This is a genomic window from Rhodococcus sp. 21391 (genome assembly GCF_016772255.1).
Lineage (GTDB): Bacteria > Actinomycetota > Actinomycetes > Mycobacteriales > Mycobacteriaceae > Rhodococcus_F > Rhodococcus_F opacus.
Genome location: NZ_CP063782.1, coordinates 713,668 through 736,328 on the forward strand (window position 1 = coordinate 713,668; position 22,661 = coordinate 736,328).

A 22,661-nucleotide genomic window follows, 5' to 3' on the forward strand; every position below is an offset into this window, starting at 1 on the left:
ACACCCGCTCGGGAGCGGCGCACCGGTAGACCGCACGGCACCACGCACAGACGACGGTGCGGTGCGAGCCCAACGCTCGCACCGCACCATTGCCGGGTGAAGGACTGACTACTGGCAGCCGCATCCACCACCCGCCGTCGCCGCCGGACCGCAGCACGTCGACTTCTCACTCTGGTCACAGCAGATGGCCTGCCGTTCGGTGCTGCAACACGTCGGCGCCGCAGCCTGCGGGGTTGCGTCCGTCCGATCCGTCGCCGGGTTCTCGAACTCGTGGGGGTTGGTCATCGTGACTCCTTGATCCGTCGGGGTTGGATACCAGATCAGACGGAGGAGAATGGGAATGGACGCAACCCCTGGCGGTCGGAGGCGCCAGTGCAGGACGGCCGTGGCGAATTTGTTGTGGTTCAGCTACTTTCGCGAGGTTACGGGCTTCGGTGTTGCGTCGACGCAACCGGAATGAACACAATGTGGGTGAGCGAGGCTTTAGAGCGTGTCTCATGTGGATGAAGTGACGTGTGGGACATAATGTGACGCGTGTTAGATGGGTTGTCACTGCGGTTGGTGCCGGATGCGTTGTGGGAGATCATCGAACCGTTGATTCCGCGATTCGCCGCGCGGCCGCAAGGAGGTGGCAGTGCACCGGTGGATGATCGGGCGGTGTTCACCGCGATCGTGTACGTGCTAACCAGTGGATGTGCGTGGCGGCATCTGCCGCCCTCGTTCGGGGTCACCGTTCCTACCGCGCACCGAAGGTTTACCGTCTGGGCGGCGGCCGGGGTGTTCGAGAGACTGCACCGCGAGGTGCTCGACCGCCTCGGTAGCGCCGGTGAACTCGACTGGACAGCAGCAATCCTGGACGCGGCAAGCGTCCGGGCGAAAAAAGGGGGATCGCTGACCGGGCCGAGTCCGGTCGACCGCGGCAAGAAGGGATCGAAGATCCACGTCCTGTCCGAAACAAACGGAATCCCACTGGTCGTCGATGTGTCCGCGGCGAATACTCACGACAGCACGATGCTGCAACCAATGGTGGCAGCGATTCCGGCAACGAAGTCCAGGCGCGGACCACGCCGACGCAAGCCGGGAAAGCTTCGCGCCGACAAGGGCTACGACTACGACATTCACCGACGGTGGCTGCGCGAACAAGGCATCGTCCCGCGGATCGCCCGCCGCGGCATCGAGCGAAACGACCGCCTCGGCCGGTACCGGTGGAAGATCGAACGCACCATGTGCGCCGCGAGGCGCTCTGTCGTATCCCCGGTTCAGTCGGGAAGGACTTGGAGGGAGGTTCTTGGGTCGGGTGGCTGACCTGGATCCGAAAGGTGAAGGGGACAAGAGCATGCCAGGAAACCCGGTGGTCGGGCCCAGTGGTCGGGGCGACGCATCGGGGAGGACCCGCGTGATAGGGCGAAAGCTGGATTGCCTGAAGCCCAATCTCCAGTTGATGCAAGTTCCCATCCGCCGGAAGGACCGCTGAAACCGGTGCCGTGCTCTGTGTCGGGGTCGATGGTGACCGACACAACCTCCGGAGCGCGGAGCGACGCCCAGCGAGGGTGTTGAAGGAGATGAGTGGGCCGCCTACGTCACGCTGATACGTACGACAGAGACGAACGCGGGATCGCCTACCGGGCGCGAGCCCCAGGGCGACGGAGGCCTCGTAGTAGTCGCCGGAGTCACGACCGGCCGAGGAGGTCGGGAAAGCCGACCACAAGGGCGAAGGAGGCCAGGTGATTGGACACGACCAGATCGGGAGGTATGCGTAATGCAGAGCGCCGAAACGATGCTGAGTGTCCTGCGTGAGCGCGGCAGACCGCCGCATCGCCCACGCAATAGTCACCGGAGAGCCGGATGATCGGGAAACCATCAAGTCCGGTTCGGCGGGAGGCCGCGCCTTTGCCCGGAGTTCACGCGAACTGAGGGTTCTTCGGCGGGAACCCGAGGGTGCTCAGTGGATTTGGGGCGAGTTGATCCTTGGGTTCGTGCTCAACTCGGTGGATCGTGTTCCTCGGCTGGGGTTTGGAGGATCTGTCGCGCGGCTGTGGAGTATCGGATCGCTGTGGTCTCGTCGAGTCCGAACAGGACGGCCAGGTGGAGCAATCCGGCCCGTCAGGTTGTGAATCTCGATCTTGTGCCGCAGCTCCAGAAACTCGAAGTAGGTCTTGAGCGCCTGCGCTCGAGCAAGTCTCGTGGGGATCAGCACCGGGCGCAGCACCGTGCCGAAATACGAGTCCGCGTCCGCGGGCAGCATGTCCCATAACGGCTTCCCGAACCAGGTCCGGACCTGCTCCAAGTGGCTGACATCCGAGCGAATCATGTTGTCCGACAAGCCAGCCGCACAACGGGCGAGCACAAACCCTGCGAACACGTCGGTCTCGAACCGCTCGGTATCCTCTGGGCCCACCGCCGCACGCACCTCGCGGAGATCCCTCACGACCGACAACCCACCGCGCCTCCTGGCCTTCAACTTCACTGCTGGAGCATCATCAAGAGCGAGATCGGCTCAGAATAATTGAAGTTGAGTCAGAACGGCCAAGAACGACCAGAACACGGAAAACCCACAGGTCCAGCAGGCGAACCGAGACCCCGGGCCCCAACGAACTCCAGGGTTATTTCTTAGGAAAAGGATCTGCCTCACAGACACCTCGCCGCGCGGCCGACCCATCTGCCTGGCTCACCGGCTACCGACGCCTGACCATCCGCTACGAACGCCACGCCGAACACTTTGCCGGATTCCTCCATCTCGCGGCCGCGCTCACTTGCTACAAGAAGCTCCCCACATGAGACAACCTCTTAGCCGAGGGAAGTGGTTCGTGTAGGAAGTCTCCGGGGGTAAGTTCCCCGTCGGTAGCTCCCTCAGGCGGTTTCCAGCCTTGCGCGCCCACTCACCTCGCATGGAAGAGCAAGTGATTCTTAATCATGTGGTCTAGGTGTGGTCTGGCCGGGTTTTCTCGCGCGCGACTGATTGCGTGGGTCATGCTGCACGCCCGAAAACCATCTACGCGGCGCGTCCTGTTGCCTTGCAGAGAAGCTCGGTCCACTCGAAGGGTGACGCCCTCGATCCGGTGATCGCCGAGGTCACCCGCGGTCAGCCGTACCGGCACGTGATGGGTTTCGAGGCAGGTGAACGCCGCCGGGCGGAGAAAGACGCCGGATACAACACCGACCTGCGCACGGGCGAGTATCCGTTGATCGAGTGGGGTTGGTTCCGCGACGATGCGATTGCGTACACCAAGTCCGTGATCGGCACCCGGGTCGGTAAGTCCGCGTGCACATGTTGCCCGTTCGCATTCGCCAACAAGAGCACCCGGGCAGAGATCTTCGCCCGGTACGCCGCCGATCCGGCTAAGGGCCGCAGTCGCGGACCGCTGTTCGTCACCCACCGCCGACCCGGATCGCAAAGCCGTCGCCGACCGCGACACGTCACTGCCGGAACCCCCGGTCGGTTGATGCGCGGAGGGGAGGGTGCCTGCGCTGGTCGGCTGGCGTGGGGCAGTTGATGGTGGCTATCGCGGGGTATCCGAGTGCCGCTCGTCAGGGACGTTGCTGTCGGTGATGTGATCCGTGAGCTGGCCTGGGGGGTTCGACGGTCGGTCGGTGCCGGCGGTGGAGGATTGGCAGCAGTCGCAGTCCTCGTCGGTGCCCTGGCTGGTGCCGTCGGCCGCGGTCGGGCTGGTGAGTGGCAACAGCGTCGGTGCGGGTCGCGCGGACCCGACCGACCCGATGAGTGGGATCTCGGCACCACGGGGTGGGGCGGGGGGACAGCAGGCGTCGCCGAGGACGTGCGCCGAGGGGGCGACGCTCACGTGCACGGGCCTGGTGGTGGTGGGTGCGGCGGTCAGCCCGGGCAGGGTGGTGGTGCGGGCGGCGCGGATGGCGTTGCCGATGACGAGGACTTCGGCGAGTTCGTGGATGAACACCACGGTGGCCAGGCCGAGTACGCCGGTGGCGGCCAGCGGGATCAGGAGGCCGATGATCGCCAGGGACAGGCCGATGTTCTGCAGCATGATCGTCCGGGCCCGCCGGGCGTGCGCCAGCACCTGGGGCAGGTGGCGCAGATCCTCGCCCATCAGTGCGACGTCGGCGGTTTCGATGGCCACGTCGGTTCCCATGGCGCCCATCGCGATGCCGACGTCCGCGGTGGCCAGGGCGGGGGCGTCGTTGATGCCATCGCCCACCATCGCGATGCGGCGGCCATTGGCGAGGGTCGGCAGCAGCGCGGCCTTGTCCTCGGGGAGCAGTTCGGCGTGCACGGTGGTGATGCCGGCCTCGGCGGCGAGGCTGTGGGCGGTGCGTTCGTTGTCCCCGGTGAGCATCGCCACGTCGATCCCGAGCGCGCGCAGGCGCTGCACGGCTTCGGGTGCCTCGGTGCGGAGTTCGTCGCGGACGGCGATCGCCCCGATCACGGTCCCATTCCGTTCGAGCAGCACCACGGTGGCGCCCTCGCCCTGCAGACGGGCGACCTGGTCGGTGAGCGGTCCGGGATGGATCCAGCCGGGTTTGCCGAGCCGGAGTGCGGTTCCGCCGAGGGTGCCGTGCAGGCCGTGGCCGGCGACCGCGGTGACGTCGTCGGCCGGGGTGATGCCCGGGCCGGCGGCGGTCAGGATCGCCTGCGCGAGGGGGTGTTCGCTGCGGGCCTCGAGCGCCGCCGCGGCTACCAGTGCGTCCGATTCGCCGATGCCCTCGGCGGTGACGGTGGCGATGACCTGCGGGGTGTTGCGGGTCAGGGTGCCGGTCTTGTCGAGCGCGACCGCCCGGATCCGGCCCAGTTCCTCGAGGGCGGCGCCGCCCTTGATCAGGGCGCCGTGCCGGCTGGAGGCGCCGATCGCGGCGACCACGGTCAGCGGGACCGCGATGGCCAGGGCGCAGGGGGAGGCGGCGACCAGCACGACCAGGGCCCGTTCGATCCACAGCAGCGGATCACCGAGCATTGCACCGATTCCGGCGACGAGGACGGCGAGGATCATGATCGCCGGCACCAGGGGGCGGGCGATGGTGTCGGCGAGGCGTTGCCCGGCGCCCTTACGATCCTGGGCCTCTTCGACGATGTGCACGATCCGGGCCAGGGAGCTGTCGGCCGCACGGGCGGTGACTTCGACTTCGATGGCGCCGCCGCCGTTGATCGCCCCGGCGTGCAGTGGGTCGCCGGGTCCGGCCTCCACCGGCACGGATTCGCCGGTGATCGCGGACAGATCGAGACTGGTGCGGCCGGTACGGATGATCCCGTCGGTGGCGGCCCGCTCACCGGGTCGCACCAGCATCCGGTCCCCGAGCGCCAGTTCGTCCGGGGACACCGAGGATTCGGTCCCGCCGCACAGGATCGTCGCGGTCGGGGGGACCAGCGACAGTAGGGCGCGCAGCCCGCGGCGGGTGCGGGTGACCGCGTAGTGCTCGAGGCCCTCGGCGATGGAGAACAGGATCCCCAGCATCGCGGCCTCGGGGATCTGCCCGAGCGCGATCGCGCCGATCGCGGCGATCGTCATCAGCGTGCCGACCCCGATCCGGCGGTGGCGCAGTAGATTCCGCAGCGCCCCGGGGACGAACGTCGATGCGGCGACGACGGCGGCGAGCAACTCCACCGCGGTCCCCGCCGTGTCGGCGCCGACCCGGCCGAGCAGCCACCCGGCGCCGAGCAGCACCGCGGCGGCGGCCGCTACTTGCAGCTCGCGTACCTGCCACCAGCGGTCCTGGCCGTGGTCGGGCTCGGCGGCGGCGTCGGTGTTCGGTGTGGCTGCTGGTCCGCAGCAGGCGTCAGACATGTTCGGTCTCCACGTGTTCGGAACTACCTTCAGCATGGGCCGGGGCCGGGGCCGGGGCCGCGGTGGCGTGGTCGTCGAGCACGGCGCCGACCAGTGCCCGCCCGCGCGGGGTGAGCGAGTACATCACCAGCCGGCCGTGGCGCCGTGAGGACACCAGGTCGGCGATCTTGAGTTGCCGCAGATGGTGTGAGACGAGGTTCTGCGCCTGCCCGACCACCCACGCCATGTCACACACGCAGAGTTCGCCGCCGGACGCCAGCGCCGCCGCGATCGTCAACCGGGTCGGGTCGCCGAGCGCGCGGGCGGCGGCCGCGGCGGGTTCGATCCGGCTTGCCTCCGGAAGCTGGGCGCGGATCTGCTCGGCATGCGGGAGATCGAGACACAACAGGTCGCAGGTGTCGACGCGTTCCTTAGTCATATCAACATACTAACGAATATTGATATGATCAGAGACGGTTGGTGCCCGCTCGTGGAGTGGATCATCCTGCTCCGATCTCGCCGTCAGGCGGCGGCGATCTCGGCGGCCAGATCACCCGGCACTGGCATCGGCGTCATCAGCCCCGCCGAGACCCGCCCGGTATTGCCCTCCGGGTAGCGGCCCAGCGCAGAGCCGGGGGCGGCCACGATGATCCGCACCACCTGACCGAGCGCCTCGCGGCGGTCGTGCTGACGCAGGGCCAGCCGGAACATCGCCACATGATTACGGGTGTGCAGCCACGGATACGGCTGCGAGACGATGTGCGCGCGCTCGAGGTGCGCCCATCGCGCCTGCGCCTCACCGGTACTGGACGCGGCGCTCATCTCCCGCTCGTACAGGGCGCGAATCGCGTCGGTCAACTCTGTCATCTCAGTTCCCTTCCACTCAAAACGAATTCGGCGGTCAGCAGCAACCGCTGTCGTCGGCGTCCGGACACAGCGCCGGATCGACGGCGAGCACCAGATCGAGCAGATCGCCGAGGGCATGGCCGATCCGCGGATCCGCCAGTTCGTAGCGGGTCCGCCGGCCCTCCGGCACGGCGACCACCAGCCCGCACCCGCGCAGACATGCCAGGTGGTTCGACAGGATCTGCCGGGACACCCCGATCTGGTCCGCCAGCTCGGACGGATATCCGGGTTGCCCTTTCAGGCTCAACAGGATTCGGGTGCGCGTCGCATCCGACAATGCGTACCCGAACCTGGAGAGTGCATCTGCGTGCGTTACGGTGTCCACGGCCCCAACTATACAGAAATTCCTGAATTCAGAAAGGGATGAATCATAGGAGGATTCGGGAGCGGCATTGGGTGTCAGGTGAGGTGTCCGCCAGCCAGTGCTCTCGCGGACGGACCGGTCGCCGTCTGGCCGTGCATGCGGCGGGGGCGACCCGCCGGTTTCGGATCTCTTGGGCGATGCCGAGGGATGAAAAAGCCGTATCGGTAACGCTGTTGTGCTCGTGGGGGTCATGTGAAACAAGTGGATAGCGACACAGAAGTGAAGGAAATGCATTAGCGTTACGGCGTGTCGTCTTGACTTGTCGCGTCGGCGCGTTCATCTCCACTGGGTGCCCGGCGCGACTGCACCGAAGGGACCTGCGATGCGCGGTATCACCACAGCAATGCTGACTACCTGCATGAGAAGGCTGCCCGCACTGGCGCTGGGGGCCTCGACGGCTGTGGTCGCGGTGGTCATCGCAGCGCCGTCCGCCTCCGCCGATACTCCTGGCGACGCGGACTCGCCGTCCGTGCTCGCCGCGACGCTGGCCGACGCGGTCACCATGGCCACCGACGCCGCGCAACCGGACGTGGTGGTGGTCGATCCCAGCCGCTGGCAGACCGTCGCGAACATCGCGGCCACAAGTCTGAACAATGCCGATGCCAGCGGCTCGTCCGGCGACACCCGGAACCTGCTCGCCGGATGTCTGAGTGAATTCGCCGCCACCGGATCTGCCGCATCCGATGTGCTCGGCTCCTGCGCCGACGAACTCGGCGCCGTCGACGGCGGCATCGCCCCCCGACTGGTTGCCGCACTCGAACTCGGTGACGTCTCCGAATCCGCAGGCCCCGGCTCGTTCGACCACACCCCCGCCGCTGACGAGGCATCATCGGACTCGGAGCCCGCCGAGGACACCGCACCGAAGCCGGTCGAGGACGAGGCCACCGGAACTGGGGAGGCAGGCACCACCACCGAGGAGCAGAGCGAGCCCACCGACCCCACCGGTGTCGAGGCGCCCTCACCCGAGGGACCTTCACCGGAGGCGAACGCGGGCACCGCCGCCGCGACCGGCGAGCGAGAGGCCGATGCCGCCGCGACGCCGGCCCCGCAGCGGCCGCGCACCTGGAATCGCCCCGGGACCAAGGAATTCGTGGCACCCAGCGCGGGCACCGTCACCTCCACCATGGGGGATGGGCGCGGCCACGAAGGCATCGACATCGCCAACACACTGGGTGCCCCGATCGTTGCCGTCGCGGACGGTGAAGTCATCGACGCCGGCCCGGCCCAAGGGTTCGGGTTGTGGGTGCGGATCCGGCATGACGACGGCACCATCACCACCTACGGGCACAACAACGACAACCTGGTCGAGGTGGGGGAGCGGGTCAAGGCCGGACAGCAGATCGCCACCGTCGGCAACCGCGGCCAGTCGACCGGTCCGCACCTGCACTTCGAAATCGAAGACTCGGACGGGGAAATCGTGGATCCGGTCAAGTGGCTGGCCAAGCGCGGTGCCTCCATCGTCGGTCTCGACTGATCGGGCCTGCTCCTGTTCTCCCCACCCGGAGGGAACGCTCGGCCCCAGCCGCGCAGTCGCATCGCAGTGTGGAAAGGGATGGTGGTCGGTGATGATCGACGTCGAGGGCAGCATCGTCATCGACCGCCCCGTCGGGGAGGTCTTCGACTTCGTCGCCGATCAGACCAACGCACCCCGCTGGCAGAACGGACTCGAGCAGGTCCGCCGGGTCACCGACGGACCGCCCGGGGTGGGCACCAAGCATGTTGTCGTCCGCAAGTTTCTGGGCCGGCGGCTGGAACTGATCAACGAGTACGCACACTTCGAGCCGAACGTGGAGATCACGTTCACCGGTGCGTCCGGCCCGGGCCGCTTCGAGGTGACGTACCGGACCGAGGAGACCGCCGAGGGAACCCGGCTGAGCTGCCACATGCGGATGGAGCAGAAGGGGCTGTTCGCCCTCGCTGACCCGGTGGTGGCCGCGAGCCTGCGGCGGGACTTCGCCGCCAACCTGCGAAACCTCGAGGCTCTGCTCGAAACCCGCGCCGAGTAAGGCCGCGTCCCTGTGTGGTCAGGTCAGGGCGCTGCCGGCCTGCCATTGCTCCCACGGGACGGACCAGTCGCCGTTCTGCCACAGCTCGAGCGGGGCGCCGCCGGTGTTGCGGACCTCGACGATGTCGCCGGGGACGGAGAAGTCGTAGAACCAGCGGGCGTTGTCGGGGCTCAGGTTCAGGCAGCCGTGCGAGACGTTGGTGTTGCCCTGCGCCCAGATGGTGTCGGCGAGTTCGTGGAGGTAGATGCCGTCGTTGCTGATGCGGGTGGCGTAGTTGATCGATTCCTTGTATCCGAGGCGGGAGTTCACCGGAAGCCCGTAGGTGGAGGAGTCCATGATGACCGGGTTGGCTTTGTCGATGACGGTGTAGATGCCCGGTTGGGTCCAGAACGAGAGGGTCTGCCCGCCCACGACTTCGGTGCCGCCCCGGCCCATCGACGTCGGCATCGTGCGGACCACTTCGCCGTTGTCGGTGACGGTGACCTGTTTGGTGGTGTCGTCGGCGACGGAGATGTGGGCGTCACCGATGGTGAACGAGGTGGTCGCGTCCTCCTGGCCGAAGAGGCCTTCGCCGAGCGCGATGCCGTAGACGTTGGCACGGACGGTGACCTGGGTGCCGGGCGCCCAGTAGTTCTGGGGTCGCCAGTGCACGTTCTGGACGTCCGCCCAGTACCAGGAGCCGGTCACCGGGGATGTGGTCTCCACGTGCAGGGCTCTTTCGGCGGCGGCGCGGTCGGTGATCGGTTCGTCGAAATGGGTGACGATCACGATGCCGACGCCGAAGGTGCCGCCGTCGGCGAGCAGGTTCCCGCCGCTGGTGACGAAGGTGGGTTTGGTCTGGTTGCCGGGGGTGACCGTGGAGAACGTGCTGGTCTTCTCGCTCGGGACACGCTGGTCGCCGACCGCGGTGACTGCGAGGGTGTAGGTGCGGCCGTAGCCGAGGGGTACTCCCGGTTTCCAGGACAGGCGATCGGGGGTGAAGATACCCTCGACCACCCGTCCCTCGTCGTTGGTCATGGTGACCGTCTCGAGGGTGCCACCGTTTGTGCTCACCGCTACCGGGTCCGTGGGGTTGACCGCGGCGGCGCCGTCGGCCGGGGACACGGTGATCTCCGGTCCCGGCGGCGGTGTGGCCGGTCCTGCAGGTTGGTCGGTGGAGGGTGCGCAGGCGGCGGCGAGAGCGAGCAGCAGGACTGCGAGGACAGCGGCGAGGTGACCGGGGCGGCGACGGGCGTGCATGACAGTGATTCTCCCGTGCGGAAGGGTCCGGGCGTGTGCAGTCGCTGTGCGACGGCGGTCACCAGGGCAGTTCGCGGCAGCGGCCTTCGCCCTCGGCGGGTTCGACCTGCAACGTGGCGTGCTCGAGGTCGAACTTCTCCGCGAGCAGTGTCTGCGCCGAGGCGAGTACGGCGGTCGGGTCCGCGCCGCGTTCGGTGATCAGGTGCGCCGACGCCACCTCCATGCCCGAGGTCAGCGTCCACACGTGCAGGTCGTGCGATTCCTTCACTCCGGGCAGGGTTTCCAGGGCGTGGCCGATCGCGTCGACGTCCACGCCGGCAGGGGCGTGCTGGAGCAGGATGCGGATGGCGTGGCGGCCGAGGTTGAACGCACGCGGCAGGACGAACAGGCCGATGGCGACACCGATGATCGGGTCGGCGTACCGCCACCCGAACAGCAGGGTGAGCAGTCCGCTGACCAGTACCCCGATCGAGCCGAGCATGTCGGCCATGACCTCGAGGTAGGCGCCGCGGACGTTGATGGACTCCTTCGCGCCGCTGCGCAACAGCAGGAACGCTATGACGTTCATGGCCAGCCCGACCAGCGCGACGATGACGACCGGCAGGCCCGGCACCTCGGGCGGATCGTCGAGTCGCCCGGCGGCCTCGTAGAGGATCCAGCCGGCGACCCCGAAGAGCAGGACCGCATTGAACAGGGCGGCGAATACCTCCGCCCGGTACATCCCGAAGGTACGCTCGGGCCGGTTGTGCGCCTTGTTCGCCAACGTGATGGCGATGACCGCCATCAGAATGCCGAGCACGTCGGTGAACACGTGCGCCGAATCCGACAGCAGCGCCAGCGATGACGTCGACAGGCCCACCGCGACCTGGGTGACGAAGGTGACCAGTCCGAGGGCGACGGCGATCCAGAGCTTGCGCAGGTGCTTCCCGGAGGCGCTCGTCGCGTCCGCGGGCGAGATCCCGTGGCCGTGGCCGTGTCCCTGACCCATGACAGCGTGTCCTTTCGTTGCAGCGTCAGCCCGGATCATATTGTCATATGCGCATATATTCAATCGGGAGGGTGTTCGGTGCCGCACCCTCGTCAACTAACCTGCATAGTATTTCGGCGGCGGTGCACAGGCGATGAGCTGGCTCGACCGGAACTCCACAGACCAGGAAGGCCCTCTTTCGCGTGAGTGCAGTAGATGACCCCAGCGCCCCCGGGGAGCGGGCCCGCAGGCGCACCCTGCCGCAGATCCTCGGCTGGGCGGCGATCGCGGCCCTCGTCGCCGCCGCGCTGGCGCAGCTGTCGACCACCGAGGCGCTGCGCCTGTTGGGGTTACCCGATCCCGGCACGCTCACCACCTACGGGCTGCCGGCGGTGATGGCATTCGGGGAGGCGTGTGCGGTGGTCATGGTCGGCTCCGCCCTGCTGTCCACGGCGCTGGTGCCACCACAGCCCTCCGGGGTCCTCGACGTCGACGGGTATCTGGCGATGCGCACCGCCGGTGTCGCCGCCGCACTGTGGGCGCTGAGCGCGGTCGCGCTGGTGCCGCTGACCCTGTCGGACAGTTCCGGGCAGACTCTCGCCGTGGTGTTCGCCGACCCGGGCCCCTTCGTCCAAGCCGTCACCGACCTGGAGGTCCCGAAGGCGTGGGCGTGGACCTGCCTGCTCGCCGTGGTGGCCGCGATCGCGGCCCGGCTGGTGCTGCGTCACAAGTGGACCCCGGTGGTGCTGGCGCTGGCGGTGATCAGCGTGCTGCCGCGCGCCCTGTCCGGGCACTCGGCCTCGGGCGGCTCGCACGACGTCGCCACCAACAGCCTCCTCTTCCACATCGTTGCCGCCGCGCTGTGGGTGGGCGGGCTGGTGGCCCTGGTGTTGCACGCCCGCCGCCGCGGCGCGCGCCTCGATATCGCGGTCCGCCGGTTCTCGGCGCTCGCGCTGGGCGCCTTCACGGTGATGGCGGTCTCCGGGGTCATCAACGCCGCCGTGCGGCTCCCGATCACCGACCTGGTGACGAGCACCTACGGGGTACTCGTCCTGGCGAAAGTCGCCGCCCTGGTACTGGTCGGGTTCGCGGGCTGGCGCCAGCGCACCGTCGCGGTCACCGCACTCGAGAACGATCCCGAGGACCGGGCGGAGTTCGTGCGGCTCGCGGTGATCGAATCGGTCGTGCTCGCGGTCACCGTCGGCATCGCCGTCGCGCTGGGGCGCACCCCGCCGCCGGCCGGCGAGCGCCGCGAACCCACCCCGCTCGGGGAAACCCTCGGCTACGACCTGGGCGGCGCGCCGTCCGCCGGCCGCATGCTTCTGGATTGGCGGTTCGACCTGATCTTCGGGACCGCGGCGCTCGTGCTGGCGGCCGCCTATCTGCTCGGCGTTCGGCGCCTGCACGCGCGGGGTGACCGGTGGCCGGTGGGCCGGACGGTGTGCTGGGTTCTCGGGTGTGTGGTGCTGCTGCTGGCCACCTCGTCGGGGCTCGGGCGATTCGCGCCGGCGGTGTTCAGTGTCCACATGGGCGCGGTGGCCGGGCTGGCGATCATCGCGCCGCTGCTGCTCGCGCTGGGGGCGCCGCTGACCCTGTGGTCGGCGGCCGCGCGCCGCGGCGCCGACGGTGTGCCCGGGATGTGGGAGTTCTCCCGGCAGCTCTATCTCAGCGCCCCGCTGCGGCTGCTCACCCGCCCGGCGGTGGCGCTGACCCTGCTGTTCGGCGGGTTCTACGTGTTCTACCTCGGTGGGATCTACGGCTCGCTGGACGGATCGCACACCTGGCACGTGGTGTCCAACGGCTACTTCCTGGTCGCCGGGTTCGTGTTCTTCTGGGTCAGTGTCGGCCCGGACCCGACACCGGCCGCCGCCTCCACCCGCACCCGGCTGATCACGGCGGTCGCCGGGCTCGCCGCCTACGCCGGCTTCCTACTCCTGGTCGCCCGCGCCGACAGCGTCATCGCCGCCGAGTACTACACGATGTTGCGCCGCGGCTGGTGGGACGACCTCGCCGCCGATCAACGGCTCGGCGCCGCGATCGGGGCGGGCACCGGGGCGGTGGCACTGGCGTTCGCGGTCGTACTCGCCGCCGCCGCGGTCACCGCGCCGCGCCGCGGCCGCACCGCGGCGCGCCGATGACGTAGAGACGCTGATCAGCCAGTGCACGAACACCGCCGCCCCGGTGACCCGACCTGCAGTGCCAGCCGCTACCAGCGGGCGAAGTGGGTCCCTTGTTCGGGTTGACCTTCGACTCGAATAGAAGGTTTACCGTGGCCATATGGCCGAGCTGCTGATCTCCGAATTGTCGCGCCGCAGCGGTGTCCCCGCGACGACGCTGCGCTATTACGAGCAGGTCGGCGTCCTGCCCGCCGCCCGCTCGCACTCCGGATACCGCCTCTACGACGAGCACGCCGAACAGCGGCTGCGGCTCATCTCCGCGGCCAAGCGACTGCAGATGCCGCTGCTCGAGATCGTCGAGCTGCTGACAGTGTGGGAGGAGGACGCCTGTCGGTCGGTGCGATCGCACCTGCGACCCGCCCTCGATGCCCGGATCGCAGAGGCCGCCACTGGGATCGCCGCACTGACCCGGCTGCACACCGAACTCATCGCCGCGCGGGAGCGGCTCGACTCGCTACCCGATCGCGACGACCGGTGCAACCCTCGGTGCACCGTTCTCCTCGAACCCGTCACCGTGCAGGGACCGGACTCGGCCAAGACCGATCGGCCGATCGCCTGAACCCTCGACGGCGGCGACTACCGCACCCGGATCGCCGCCTGGAACACCCTCCTCGACGGATGCCCCCGCGAGGAGGTGGATACCGGGGTCCGGGTCACCGTGCCCTCCGAGTCCGCTGCCGAGCTCGCCGGGTTGGTCGTGGCCGAACAACACTGCTGCGCCTTCCTTGACTTCATCCTCGCCTTCGACCGCGGCACCGTCGCGCTGACGATCACCGCCCCATCCGATGGGCGGGCCCTGATCGACGACCTGATCACCCCGACGGCGCCGTGACCGCGGTCCGTCCAGTCCAGATACTGAAAACCAGGAATGTCTCGGGCGAGTGCTGATGGTCCCGCCCTCGTCTGGAACGTGCCCGGCCGGCTACATCAAGGTGGGGTCACCGGTGTCTCCGGGTCCGACGGCCTCAATGGATCTATCGGTGCCGGTGGCGTTTCGGTCTCGTCGGGCAGGGTGGTCGCCGGCGGTTCGGTGGTCGGTCGCGGTTCGGTGGTGGGGGTGGATTCGTCGGGATCCGTCGTCGGTACCGGATTCGACTCGGGTATAGGCGCCGGGGCCGGGGCCGGGGCCGGAGAGGGAACCGAGGAGAGAGACATCGTTTTCCGAGTCGAGGGTTCGATGGTGGTGTCGACGAAGTCGATTACCGGGTGGATCGATGTGGGCAGGGTGGGTGGGATGGGCGGGGCGGTGACTGCCACCATGCGGGGTATCGGCGTCACCGGATTCGCTGTGAGGGCCACCGTCGCCGGCGCCGCCGGGACGGTTGCGGCACTCGCCGAGGGAACGGGTGCCGGTGCAGCGCGTTCGACCAGCCGGAAGCCGTGCTGGGACGGGGGTGGACTTGCCACGACGGTGTCGTCGTGGCGCGCGTTGGATCCGACGTTCGAGGCGTACCAGGGCACGATGAGTGCGACCGCGGCGAGCACGACCGCCGCGACGACACGAAGGTTACCGCCCCGGCCTCGTCGAACCGTGTGCCCCGGTGGGACGATCGGGTATCGCGATGCGGCCGCGAGCAGTGCGGCGCCCCGGGCGGAAACACTGCCTGGAAACGGCGGGCAGGTCACTGGTGCGCCCAGGCCCTCGAGCCGCTCACGCAGCCCGGGGGGCGTCTCGGCGCCGGTGAGCAGGACCAGGTCCAGATCGGAGGTGTAAAGACCTGCGGCGTCCAGACAGTCGGCGACGAGTTCGAGCGCCGAGGTCAGTTCGTCGACGGTCGGTTGGCTCCGGTGGCTACCGAACTCCGTCGAACGCAGCGGCCGTCCGACGATGGGATCGGATCCGTCGTTCGTGCCGCCCGATACGATCGTCAGGTCCAGGCTGTCGGCACCGAGGTCGCAGACGAGCGCGACACCGTCGGAGAGTGGCCCATGCTCGGCTTCGAACCAGGCGAGCGCCGCGACGGGTTCGGGAACCAGTCCGACTCGGGCCAGCCCGGCCCGGTCGAGCGCGGCCCGTAGTTCGCCGACGGCGTGGGCTGAGTGCACCGCCGGGTGGGCAAGCACGACGGGGGTGTCTTCCGCGACATGGGTTTCGGCGATCACACAGTGCGCGGCGGCGGCGACCAGGTCCTGCGCGGCGTAGCGGCGCCCGTCGCCTGCAACGAGCACATCGCCGAGACGGTGCGCGAATTCGGAGAGCACCCCGGCGCCGTCGGGTGCGTCACCCAGGCGCACGGTCGAGTCCGGTCCGAGTGTCAGCGTCGACCGGCGCGTGAGCAGCGATTCGGTGGGGTGATCCGCGCTCGCGGTCGCGGCGACCGCGTACGCCGTCCCGATGGTCACGCCGACACCTAGTGTCATCGTGGTGTCCCCGTCATTGTGCGGCCCGCAGGCGGCCGAAGACGCCGTCCTTCTCGTCGGCGGGGCCGGCGGTGAAGTAGAGCGAGTTGCTGTCGCCGAGGCTTTCTCCGTTGCCGAACAGCAGCCCCCACAGCCCCTCCACGCCGAGAACCGCACCGGATTCGTCCCGGACGTAGTCGATGAAGGCGCCGGTGGTGTCGTCGAATGCGGCGATGTGTCCGGCGCCCCCGAAGTTGCCGACCAGGATGCTGCCGCTGAGCGCCCCGAAGTCCGCCGGGGCGACGGCCACGCCCCACGGTGAGTTGAGGCGGCCGCCGTCGTCGAGCACCCGCACGAGGTTGCCGGCCCGGTCGAATTCGGCGATCTTGCCGCGGTCCGGGCGGTCGCCGGCCGCGACCTCTTGTTCGGCATCCAGCGAGTCCTCCTCGCCCGCATCGAATTCGCGGCCATCGGCGGAGTCCTCGGCGGCCTTGGTGACGGCGTAGGTGACGAAGACACGGTCGCCGGCGGTGACGAGGTTGAACGGGGCCGGATCACCCGGCCTCGCCCGCTTACCCGACCCCGGGTCGGCGGGATCGATCGGGTCGCCGGTCGCGAACGGGTTGACGAATCCCTGCGTCGGAACCAGTCGCCAGGACTTGTCGAATTGCCGGATCTGGGGATCGGCGCCGAAGTCGGCCGCCCACAAGGTGTCGTCGCGGCCCGAGGCAAGCGCGAGGCCGAAGAAGTTCATCCCCGCGGGGCCGCCGTCGAACATCTGCAGCGCGGGTCCGTCGCGGCGGACGATCCGACCGTCGGCGCCCTGTTCGGTCCAGCCGGCGATGCGACCGGTGTCGGTGGCGAAGAGGAATCGGGAGGACCCGGCGAGCAGCTCGGGGTGCCCGTCGACGTCGACGGGTTGTCCGGTGACGGCGAAGCTGTCGGAGGCCAGAGGTGCGGGGTTGAACGCCACGCCGGTGATCTTCCCGCCGCCGGTGTCGGAGGTGTCGGAGTCGGTGCCGGGGACGGTGACCTCGTGCAGTGCGTCCTGGTGCAACGGGCGCAGCGCCGGGTTGGGTGAGGCGCTCACGTCGCCGACGAACTCGAACGAGGTTCCGCCGCCGCCGACCCAGAAGTGTCCGCCTTCGCCTTGCGGGCGGATCGCGATACCCCAGGCGTTCACCATCTCGGGGAAGGTGGCCGCGGCGCCGTACGAGTCGTTGCTCGCCACGAGCGTCGCAGCGGCATAGCGGTTGCCGGGCAGCGACTCGGTGTCGGCGGCCGGGGCGGCGGGGCTGCATCCGGTCGCGCCGAGCAGCAGCGCGGCGAGGGGTCCGGCGCAGGTGATCGAGAAGCGACGTGGTGGGTGGTGGGGCATGGCAGTTCCTTTCGAGATCTCCGGTGCCGCACAAGGGTCGTGTCGGTCCGGGGAAGGGCAGTCGAGATGGCAGGAAGAGGTCAGTGTTCGGCGTTCCAGAAGCCGATCCATACCGCTGTCCACCAGCAGATCTGGGAGACCGAAGCGGTGGCCGCCCCCCAGATGGTCAGGGTGGGTGCGAGCGAGACGGTTGCGGCGCGGGCCATGCGCCGGCTCAGGATCAATGCCTGCAGACCGTTGAGGGTCAGGATCAGCACGCAGGGGACCTTGATCCGGGTCAGGGTCGAGGCGAGATTCGGTTCGAGCAGCGCGCCGCTGGCGACCAGCCCGGCCAGACCCAACCAGATCGGCAGGTGCAGGCGGTGTGCTCCGGCGATCGCCTCGGCGAGGGTCGATCTGCCCGACACCCACACCAGCACCAGATAGTCGGCGATCAGGACGCCACCGAAACCGAGCACGAGGGACGCCAGGTGCACGAACAGCGCCGCCGTGTGCAGCACGGGATCCACGGTGACGTGCGCCGAGATCCACAGCACCACCGTCAGGGTCGCGGAGGCGAGCACTCCGGCGACTGCAATGGCCCACCAGGAATCATGCAGGGCCAGTGGTCGGTCCGGCTCACTTGCCAGCATCCGACGTGTACCCGTGTCGACGGCGCGTGACGACGGGAGGCCCCGGTCCTCACCCCAGATGATCCTGGCGGTCCGCGCCTGCCGCGTCGGAAGTGGGGTCACCGGTGACCGGAGGGTCGGCGCGGTGGGGGACGAGGTCCCGGGGTCGGCGGTTGGCGAGTCGGTGGTGGAGGGGGAGGTGTTCTGCATCGGTGAGTCCGGTTCTGGTGAAGAGTGCGCGAACGGAGATCCGCGCCGACTTGGTGCGGTTGGTGGCGCGCGCTGCCCCGGACGCCGTGACCCGATGGGGAGTGGTGTGCGAACTACCGCACTGCCACGTTCGACCCCTCGAAGTCGTTGCTTCGCAGGCGTGTTCGGTCCGTCGTTGACCGGTCGGCGATGTGGGGGTCGCGATCGATCTCGTCCTGGGGACGAGTGCTCATGGTCACGATCGCTCCTCCAGACTTCACGGACCCTTCACAGGGTGTAGCTAAGGCTGCCCTTTGCTGATTGGCGATCTAAGTAAAAATGTTCGGATACCCGAAGTCAATTGATGTGACAGCGAACACACCGTGGTGTCCGATTTTCCCGGCCGCTCCGACCGCCCTTTCGGCCCACAACGAACGGAGATCCCGAACCCTTTCCGGGTCGGGGGTCTCTTCATTCGGGCACGTGAAGGACGGGGAATGTCCTCGTGGACTGTCAGGTTCGCGTCGTGATTGGTGCCCTCTATACCGGAACCCTGTTCGCGCCGACCGTGGACCGCGACCTGCCAGGGCAAGGCTTCACACACCGGACCGGCGACGTCGTCACCATCCGTAGTAAGCACTCGGCGCCCCGATCGACGAGGTCGGTGCCACGGAGACCCTGCCCGAATAGTCCCTCGGATTAGGCCGCCTCCTCGCCTATACCTCGCCGGCCGCCTGACCGCGTTCGTGCCTCCACCCCCACCCTCCCACCGCGGTGCCGGTCCCCGCCGCCACCGCGTAGACGCCTGCCCGGTCCTGGATGATCGGTCGAGCCGCCGCCTACTGGCACCGCGTCGACCATCATCGCGTGGGGGAAGCTTTCACAGGTCGTACGCCACGGCCTTCCCGAGAACGCGGATGCCGACACGGTCGCCGGGGGTGAGGGCGGTGGCGCCGAAGCGGCGGACGGTGACCCGTTCGGGCACCTCCCCGTCCCCGGTGTCGAGGCGGATACCGAGCAACATCTCCGACCCCAGATAGTCGACGTCGACGACCGTCCCGGATACACCGGCACCATCGGTGGTCACCTCGATCTGCTCCGGCCGCAACATCACTCGGGCGCTCCCGTGGACGCCGTTCGAGGCCACGGCCACGTCGCCGAGGGCGCAGCGGGCGCGGCCGCCGTCGACGTGCGCCGACAGGACGACGGCGTCGCCGATGAACTCCGCGGTGGGGACGTCGATCGGGGTGGAATAGATTTCGCGTGGGGTACCGATCTGGGCGAGCCGGCCCGCACTCATCACCGCAACCCGGTCGGCGAACGACAGCGCCTCGGGCTGGTCGTGGGTGACGAGGATGGTGGTGATCGCGGCCTTCGCGAGGACGTCGGCGACGATCCTGCGGGTGTTCGCCCGCAGGCCGGCGTCCAGTGCGGAGAACGGCTCGTCGAGCAGCATGAGTTCGGGTTCGCGGGCCAGTGCCCGCGCGAGTGCCACCCGCTGCTGCTGCCCGCCTGAGAGCTGGTCGGGTCGCCGGGACGCGTACGACGAATCCAGCGACACCATCTCGAGCAGCTCGGCGATCCTCGCCGGGGTGCGGGCCCGGCGGGGCAGCCCGAACCCGACATTCGCGCCGACCGTGGCGTGCGGGAACAGCGCACCGTCCTGGGCGACGTACCCCACCGACCGCCGGTGCGCGGGCGTCCAGCCACCGCCCGCGACGACCCGGCCGGCCAGTGCGATGGTGCCGGCATCGGGCTTCTCGAAGCCGGCGATCAGGCGGAGCAGGGTGGTCTTGCCGCAACCGGACGGTCCGACGATCGCCGTCGTGGATCCGGCCTCGACGGCGAATGCGACGTGCCGGAGGATCGCCGCGGCGCCGAACGACTTGTCGAGTCCGTCCACTTCGAGTGCGTATGTCATAGTCCCGCTACCTTTTTCGACTGGGAGAAGAGCACGTAGGTCATGGGCAGCGACAGCACGATCATGATCAGCGCGTACGGTGCGGCGCCGGCGTAGTCGATCTCGCTGCTCAGCGACCAGAACTGCATGGACAGGGTGCGGGTGCCGGTGGGCGCGAGCAGGAGGGTGGCGGTCAGCTCGTTGACGATCCCCAGGAACACCAGGGCCCCGCCCGCCGCGGTGGCCGGGGCGGCCAGCCGCAGCGTGACCCGGACGAAGGCCGACAGCGGTGAGAGACCCAGCGACTGCGCCGCCTCCTCGAGCCCGACGGGCGCCTGCGCGAGACCGGCCCGCAGGTTCACCAGCGCACGCGGCAGGAAGAGCAGCGCGTAGCCCGCGATCACGACGGCGACGCTCTGATAGAGCGGATGGAGGTAGCGGATGGAGACGGTGACCAATGCCAGTGCCACCACGATGCCGGGCAGCGAACTCGAGATGTAGGTGCCGCCCTCGAGGAAGCGGCTGAACCGGCCGGGGTGGCGGATCGAGATCCAGGCGATCGGGAAGGCGACTACACACGTCACGACGGCGCCGGCGATGCCGAACCCGAGAGTCTGCACCAGCGCGGACGCGACGGCGTCCCATTCCCAGACCGCGCTCCCGCCGATGACGAGCCACCGCACGACACTGACGACCGGGACACCGACGGACGCCGCGATCAGCACCCCGAGGAACAGAAGCACGATCGGTGAGTACCGCCAGCCGAGTTCGGCGGGCACGGCCCGGCGGGCCGCACCCGACCCGATCCGGGCGTATCGGGCGCTGCCACGGACGACCGATTCGATCACCAGCAAGGTGAGGCAGAGCAGCACCAGGACACCGGCGAGCATGGTCGCCGCGGTTCCGTTGAACGTCGACTGGTACTGCTCGAAGATCGCCGTCGTGAACGTGTCGAACCTGATGAACACGAATGCGCCGTATTCGGCGAGCAGGTGCAGCGAGACCAACAGTGCCCCACCCGCGATGGCCAGCCGCAGCTGCGGCACCACGACGCGGAAGAACACCGCCCACGGCCCCACACCGAGGGCCCGCGCCGATTCCTCGACGGCCGGATCCAGCCGGCGCAGTGTCGCGGCCGCCGGAATGTAGACGAGAGGGAAGTACGAGAGGGTCGCGATGAGAACACCGCCGCGCAGCCCGCCGAGGGAGGGAATCGCCGTCACCCAGGAATAGCTGTTCACGAACGCCGGAACAGCCAGAGGCACCGCGAGAAGCACCGCCCACACCTTCGCACCCGGCACCCGCGTGCGCTCGACGAGCCAGGCGGCGAGGACGCCGAGGACGACACAGATCGGCACCGTAACCACGACCAACAACACGGTGTTCGAGAGCAATTCGCGTACCCGCGGGCGGAACAGCAGCGCCGACGCGGTGTCCCAGCCCGTCGCGATGCTCTGCACCATCACGTAGCCGAGCGGAATGAACGACGCGGCCACCACGATCACCGCGGCGACCGCCAATGGGAAGGGCAGGTGCGGCCGGGCGGTCGGGCGACGCGCCGTGGCCGCGTCGCCCGACCGCACGCGGCCGATCAGTGCGAGATTCAGAGCAAACCGGCTTCCGTCATCAGCTCGGTGACCTGCGGGCTGTTGAGCTTCGCAGGGTCGACCTGCGGGGCCTGCAGTTCAGCGAGGGGAACGAGCTTCGGGTTCGCCGGCACGCCACTGCCCACCGTGTACTCGAACGACGTCCCGGTCTGCAGGACCTCCTGCCCCTTCTGACCGGTGACGAACTTCAGGAACTGCTGCGCCGCATCCTGCTTCGTGCTGGACTGCAGGACGCCACCACCGGAGACGCTGACGAATGCTCCCGGATCCTCGTTCTTGAAGTAGTGGAGAGCGACGTTGTTGCTGTTCTCTCCGGTCTTGGCCTGATCACCGAACCAGTAGTAGTGGTAGATCACACCGCCCGGGATTTCGCCGGCGTTGACGGCCTTCATCACCGTGCCGTTGCCCTTGTAGGTGCGGACGTTCTCCTTCATCCCGGCCAGCCACTGCCGGGTGGCGTCCTCACCCTTCAGCTCGAGCAGTGCGCTGACGATGGCCTGGAAATCGGCCCCCGACGGGGACGCCGCCCAGCGGTCCTTCCACGCGGGATCCTGCAGGTCGAGCAGCGACTTCGGCAGCTGGTCTGGCAGCATGTCCTTGTTGTAGGCGAAGACGGTGGAACGGGCCGCGATGCCGGTCCACTTGCCGGACGACGGCCGGTACTGGCCCGGGACCTGGTCAAGGACATCCCGGTGCACGTCGGCGAAGAGCCCGGCGTTCTCCACCAGCGTCATGGCCGGGGAGTTCTCGGTGAGGAACACGTCGGCCGGCGACTGGTCACCCTCGGCCACGAGCTGGTTGCCGAGTTCGGTGTCACTGCCGTTGCGCAGTTCCACCTCGATGCCGGTCTCCGCTGTGAAGGCGTCGGCCCATTCCTGGGTCAACGATTCGTGCTGGGCGTTGTACACGGTGATCTGGTTGGCGGCGCCGGAGTCGGTGCCGTTGTCCGAACCGGAATCCGAGCACCCCGCCACCGTCAGCACCGCGGCGGTGGCGAGCGCCACCCCCGACATCAGTCCGATCCGCATCCTCATCGTCCGTCCTCTTCCGCAGCGGGACCTCTTCCAGCCGTCTCCAGGAAAATGATGCTACTTGCAGGATTGGCAAACCTAACCATTCGGATTTGGTGGACTGAGCGGAGGTTGGGGCGTCGGCCCGTCTGGGTGAGAAGGGAAGGAAGGACCCGGACCGGCGGCGTCCAGCGTGGAAGAAGGCTCGCACCGGGTGGACGTGGACGTCCCTGTG

General features: G+C 68.6%; 21 protein-coding genes and 2 pseudogenes. 9 read left to right on the forward strand and 14 right to left on the reverse strand.

The annotated features are described in order from the left end of the window. Positions 1–108: 108 nt before the first annotated feature. Positions 109–285 (reverse strand): hypothetical protein, encoded by a 177-nt coding sequence (locus tag GO592_RS38065; protein WP_157234191.1) that lies wholly within the window; start codon positions 283–285, stop codon positions 109–111. A 249-nt stretch (positions 286–534) separates the two neighbouring features. On the opposite strand from GO592_RS38065, the gene GO592_RS38070 reads away from it, so the two are divergent. Beyond that, a complete protein-coding gene (locus GO592_RS38070; RefSeq protein WP_012686870.1) occupies positions 535–1,305 on the forward strand; it encodes an IS5 family transposase in 771 nt (256 codons plus the stop codon). A 637-nt stretch (positions 1,306–1,942) separates the two neighbouring features. Here GO592_RS38070 and GO592_RS38075 read toward each other — a convergent pair. After that, positions 1,943–2,467, reverse strand: a complete 525-nt coding sequence (locus tag GO592_RS38075; protein WP_007296051.1) for a hypothetical protein — start codon at positions 2,465–2,467, stop codon at positions 1,943–1,945. A 194-nt stretch (positions 2,468–2,661) separates the two neighbouring features. On the opposite strand from GO592_RS38075, the pseudogene GO592_RS38080 reads away from it, so the two are divergent. Both GO592_RS38080 and GO592_RS38085 read left to right on the forward strand, forming a co-directional pair. Further along, a pseudogene (locus GO592_RS38080) lies at positions 2,662–2,778 on the forward strand (transposase); the annotation flags it as partial. A gap of 236 nt (positions 2,779–3,014) precedes the next feature. After that, the gene (locus GO592_RS38085; protein ID WP_012686871.1) at positions 3,015–3,494 is read left to right on the forward strand and encodes a hypothetical protein; all 480 of its coding nucleotides are present in this window, start codon (positions 3,015–3,017) and stop codon (positions 3,492–3,494) included. Positions 3,495–3,500: 6 nt separating this feature from the next. On the opposite strand, the gene GO592_RS38090 is transcribed toward GO592_RS38085, so the two are convergent. The 4 genes from GO592_RS38090 to GO592_RS38105 all read right to left on the reverse strand — a co-directional run bounded on the left by GO592_RS38090 (position 3,501) and on the right by GO592_RS38105 (position 6,963). Next, entirely contained in the window at positions 3,501–5,753 is a 2,253-nt protein-coding gene (locus GO592_RS38090) for a heavy metal translocating P-type ATPase (RefSeq protein WP_007296049.1), read from the reverse strand. Beyond that, complete coding sequence (locus tag GO592_RS38095) at positions 5,746–6,171, reverse strand: ArsR/SmtB family transcription factor (RefSeq protein ID WP_007296048.1); 426 nt, start codon at positions 6,169–6,171, stop codon at positions 5,746–5,748. Before GO592_RS38095 ends, GO592_RS38090 begins: the two co-directional genes overlap by 8 nt. Before the next feature lie 83 nt (positions 6,172–6,254). After that, positions 6,255–6,599: a DUF3703 domain-containing protein gene (locus tag GO592_RS38100; RefSeq protein WP_007296047.1), complete on the reverse strand. Its 345-nt coding sequence runs from the start codon at positions 6,597–6,599 to the stop codon at positions 6,255–6,257. 34 nt (positions 6,600–6,633) lie between these two features. Continuing rightward, a complete protein-coding gene (locus GO592_RS38105) occupies positions 6,634–6,963 on the reverse strand; it encodes an ArsR/SmtB family transcription factor (protein ID WP_007296046.1) in 330 nt (109 codons plus the stop codon). Positions 6,964–7,324: 361 nt separating this feature from the next. On the opposite strand from GO592_RS38105, the gene GO592_RS38110 reads away from it, so the two are divergent. Beyond that, positions 7,325–8,476: a M23 family metallopeptidase gene (locus GO592_RS38110; RefSeq protein WP_012686872.1), complete on the forward strand. Its 1,152-nt coding sequence runs from the start codon at positions 7,325–7,327 to the stop codon at positions 8,474–8,476. Positions 8,477–8,567: 91 nt separating this feature from the next. Next, positions 8,568–9,008, forward strand: coding sequence for an SRPBCC family protein (locus GO592_RS38115; RefSeq protein ID WP_007296044.1), 441 nt, complete (start codon positions 8,568–8,570; stop codon positions 9,006–9,008). 18 nt (positions 9,009–9,026) lie between these two features. Here the strand turns inward: GO592_RS38115 and GO592_RS38120 are convergent, their stop codons facing one another. Beyond that, complete coding sequence (locus GO592_RS38120; RefSeq protein ID WP_007296043.1) at positions 9,027–10,247, reverse strand: L,D-transpeptidase; 1,221 nt, start codon at positions 10,245–10,247, stop codon at positions 9,027–9,029. A 58-nt stretch (positions 10,248–10,305) separates the two neighbouring features. Continuing rightward, positions 10,306–11,235, reverse strand: a complete 930-nt coding sequence (locus GO592_RS38125) for a cation diffusion facilitator family transporter (RefSeq protein ID WP_007296042.1) — start codon at positions 11,233–11,235, stop codon at positions 10,306–10,308. Positions 11,236–11,417: 182 nt separating this feature from the next. Between GO592_RS38125 and GO592_RS38130 the strand changes: the two genes are divergently transcribed. The 3 genes from GO592_RS38130 to GO592_RS38140 all read left to right on the forward strand — a co-directional run bounded on the left by GO592_RS38130 (position 11,418) and on the right by GO592_RS38140 (position 14,223). Next, a complete protein-coding gene (locus GO592_RS38130; protein ID WP_007296041.1) occupies positions 11,418–13,352 on the forward strand; it encodes a cytochrome c oxidase assembly protein in 1,935 nt (644 codons plus the stop codon). Positions 13,353–13,491: 139 nt separating this feature from the next. Next, positions 13,492–13,950 (forward strand): MerR family transcriptional regulator, encoded by a 459-nt coding sequence (locus GO592_RS38135; protein ID WP_007296040.1) that lies wholly within the window; start codon positions 13,492–13,494, stop codon positions 13,948–13,950. 75 nt (positions 13,951–14,025) lie between these two features. Further along, the gene (locus GO592_RS38140; protein WP_007296039.1) at positions 14,026–14,223 is read left to right on the forward strand and encodes a hypothetical protein; all 198 of its coding nucleotides are present in this window, start codon (positions 14,026–14,028) and stop codon (positions 14,221–14,223) included. 95 nt (positions 14,224–14,318) lie between these two features. Here GO592_RS38140 and GO592_RS38145 read toward each other — a convergent pair whose 3' ends face one another. The 3 genes from GO592_RS38145 to GO592_RS38155 form a co-directional block, all read right to left on the reverse strand. Then, positions 14,319–15,734: a hypothetical protein gene (locus GO592_RS38145; RefSeq protein ID WP_007296038.1), complete on the reverse strand. Its 1,416-nt coding sequence runs from the start codon at positions 15,732–15,734 to the stop codon at positions 14,319–14,321. 31 nt (positions 15,735–15,765) lie between these two features. Then, the gene (locus GO592_RS38150) at positions 15,766–17,109 is read right to left on the reverse strand and encodes a TIGR03118 family protein (RefSeq protein WP_007296037.1); all 1,344 of its coding nucleotides are present in this window, start codon (positions 17,107–17,109) and stop codon (positions 15,766–15,768) included. Between the two features lie 80 nt (positions 17,110–17,189). Next, positions 17,190–17,930: a hypothetical protein gene (locus GO592_RS38155; protein ID WP_007296036.1), complete on the reverse strand. Its 741-nt coding sequence runs from the start codon at positions 17,928–17,930 to the stop codon at positions 17,190–17,192. Positions 17,931–18,444: 514 nt separating this feature from the next. Between GO592_RS38155 and GO592_RS46770 the strand changes: the two are divergent. Continuing rightward, positions 18,445–18,596: pseudogene (locus GO592_RS46770) on the forward strand (fumarylacetoacetate hydrolase family protein); the annotation flags it as partial. A gap of 193 nt (positions 18,597–18,789) precedes the next feature. Here GO592_RS46770 and GO592_RS38160 read toward each other — a convergent pair. Genes GO592_RS38160 through GO592_RS38170 form a run of 3 tightly spaced genes read right to left on the reverse strand, consistent with a single transcriptional unit; the run spans position 18,790 to position 22,450 of the window. Next, positions 18,790–19,830: an ABC transporter ATP-binding protein gene (locus GO592_RS38160; protein WP_007296035.1), complete on the reverse strand. Its 1,041-nt coding sequence runs from the start codon at positions 19,828–19,830 to the stop codon at positions 18,790–18,792. Beyond that, positions 19,827–21,392, reverse strand: a complete 1,566-nt coding sequence (locus GO592_RS38165; RefSeq protein WP_007296034.1) for an ABC transporter permease — start codon at positions 21,390–21,392, stop codon at positions 19,827–19,829. Before GO592_RS38165 ends, GO592_RS38160 begins: the two co-directional genes overlap by 4 nt. Before the next feature lie 20 nt (positions 21,393–21,412). Beyond that, entirely contained in the window at positions 21,413–22,450 is a 1,038-nt protein-coding gene (locus tag GO592_RS38170; protein WP_012686877.1) for an iron ABC transporter substrate-binding protein, read from the reverse strand. Positions 22,451–22,661: the final 211 nt, after the last annotated feature.

Excerpts from the sequence above, each read along its gene's own strand:
- GO592_RS38095 (WP_007296048.1), bottom strand. The coding sequence starts at position 6,171 with ATGACTAAGGAACGCGTCGACACCTGCGACCTGTTGTGTCTCGATCTC.
- GO592_RS38100 (WP_007296047.1), bottom strand. The coding sequence starts at position 6,599 with ATGACAGAGTTGACCGACGCGATTCGCGCCCTGTACGAGCGGGAGATG.
- GO592_RS38150 (WP_007296037.1), bottom strand. The coding sequence starts at position 17,109 with ATGCCCCACCACCCACCACGTCGCTTCTCGATCACCTGCGCCGGACCC.
- GO592_RS38110 (WP_012686872.1), top strand. The coding sequence starts at position 7,325 with ATGCGCGGTATCACCACAGCAATGCTGACTACCTGCATGAGAAGGCTG.
- GO592_RS38120 (WP_007296043.1), bottom strand. The coding sequence starts at position 10,247 with ATGCACGCCCGTCGCCGCCCCGGTCACCTCGCCGCTGTCCTCGCAGTC.
- GO592_RS38090 (WP_007296049.1), bottom strand. The coding sequence starts at position 5,753 with ATGTCTGACGCCTGCTGCGGACCAGCAGCCACACCGAACACCGACGCC.
- GO592_RS38155 (WP_007296036.1), bottom strand. The coding sequence starts at position 17,930 with ATGCAGAACACCTCCCCCTCCACCACCGACTCGCCAACCGCCGACCCC.
- GO592_RS38115 (WP_007296044.1), top strand. The coding sequence starts at position 8,568 with ATGATCGACGTCGAGGGCAGCATCGTCATCGACCGCCCCGTCGGGGAG.
- GO592_RS38135 (WP_007296040.1), top strand. The coding sequence starts at position 13,492 with ATGGCCGAGCTGCTGATCTCCGAATTGTCGCGCCGCAGCGGTGTCCCC.
- GO592_RS38125 (WP_007296042.1), bottom strand. The coding sequence starts at position 11,235 with ATGGGTCAGGGACACGGCCACGGCCACGGGATCTCGCCCGCGGACGCG.
- GO592_RS38065 (WP_157234191.1), bottom strand. The coding sequence starts at position 285 with ATGACCAACCCCCACGAGTTCGAGAACCCGGCGACGGATCGGACGGAC.
- GO592_RS38160 (WP_007296035.1), bottom strand. The coding sequence starts at position 19,830 with ATGACATACGCACTCGAAGTGGACGGACTCGACAAGTCGTTCGGCGCC.
- GO592_RS38170 (WP_012686877.1), bottom strand. The coding sequence starts at position 22,450 with ATGAGGATGCGGATCGGACTGATGTCGGGGGTGGCGCTCGCCACCGCC.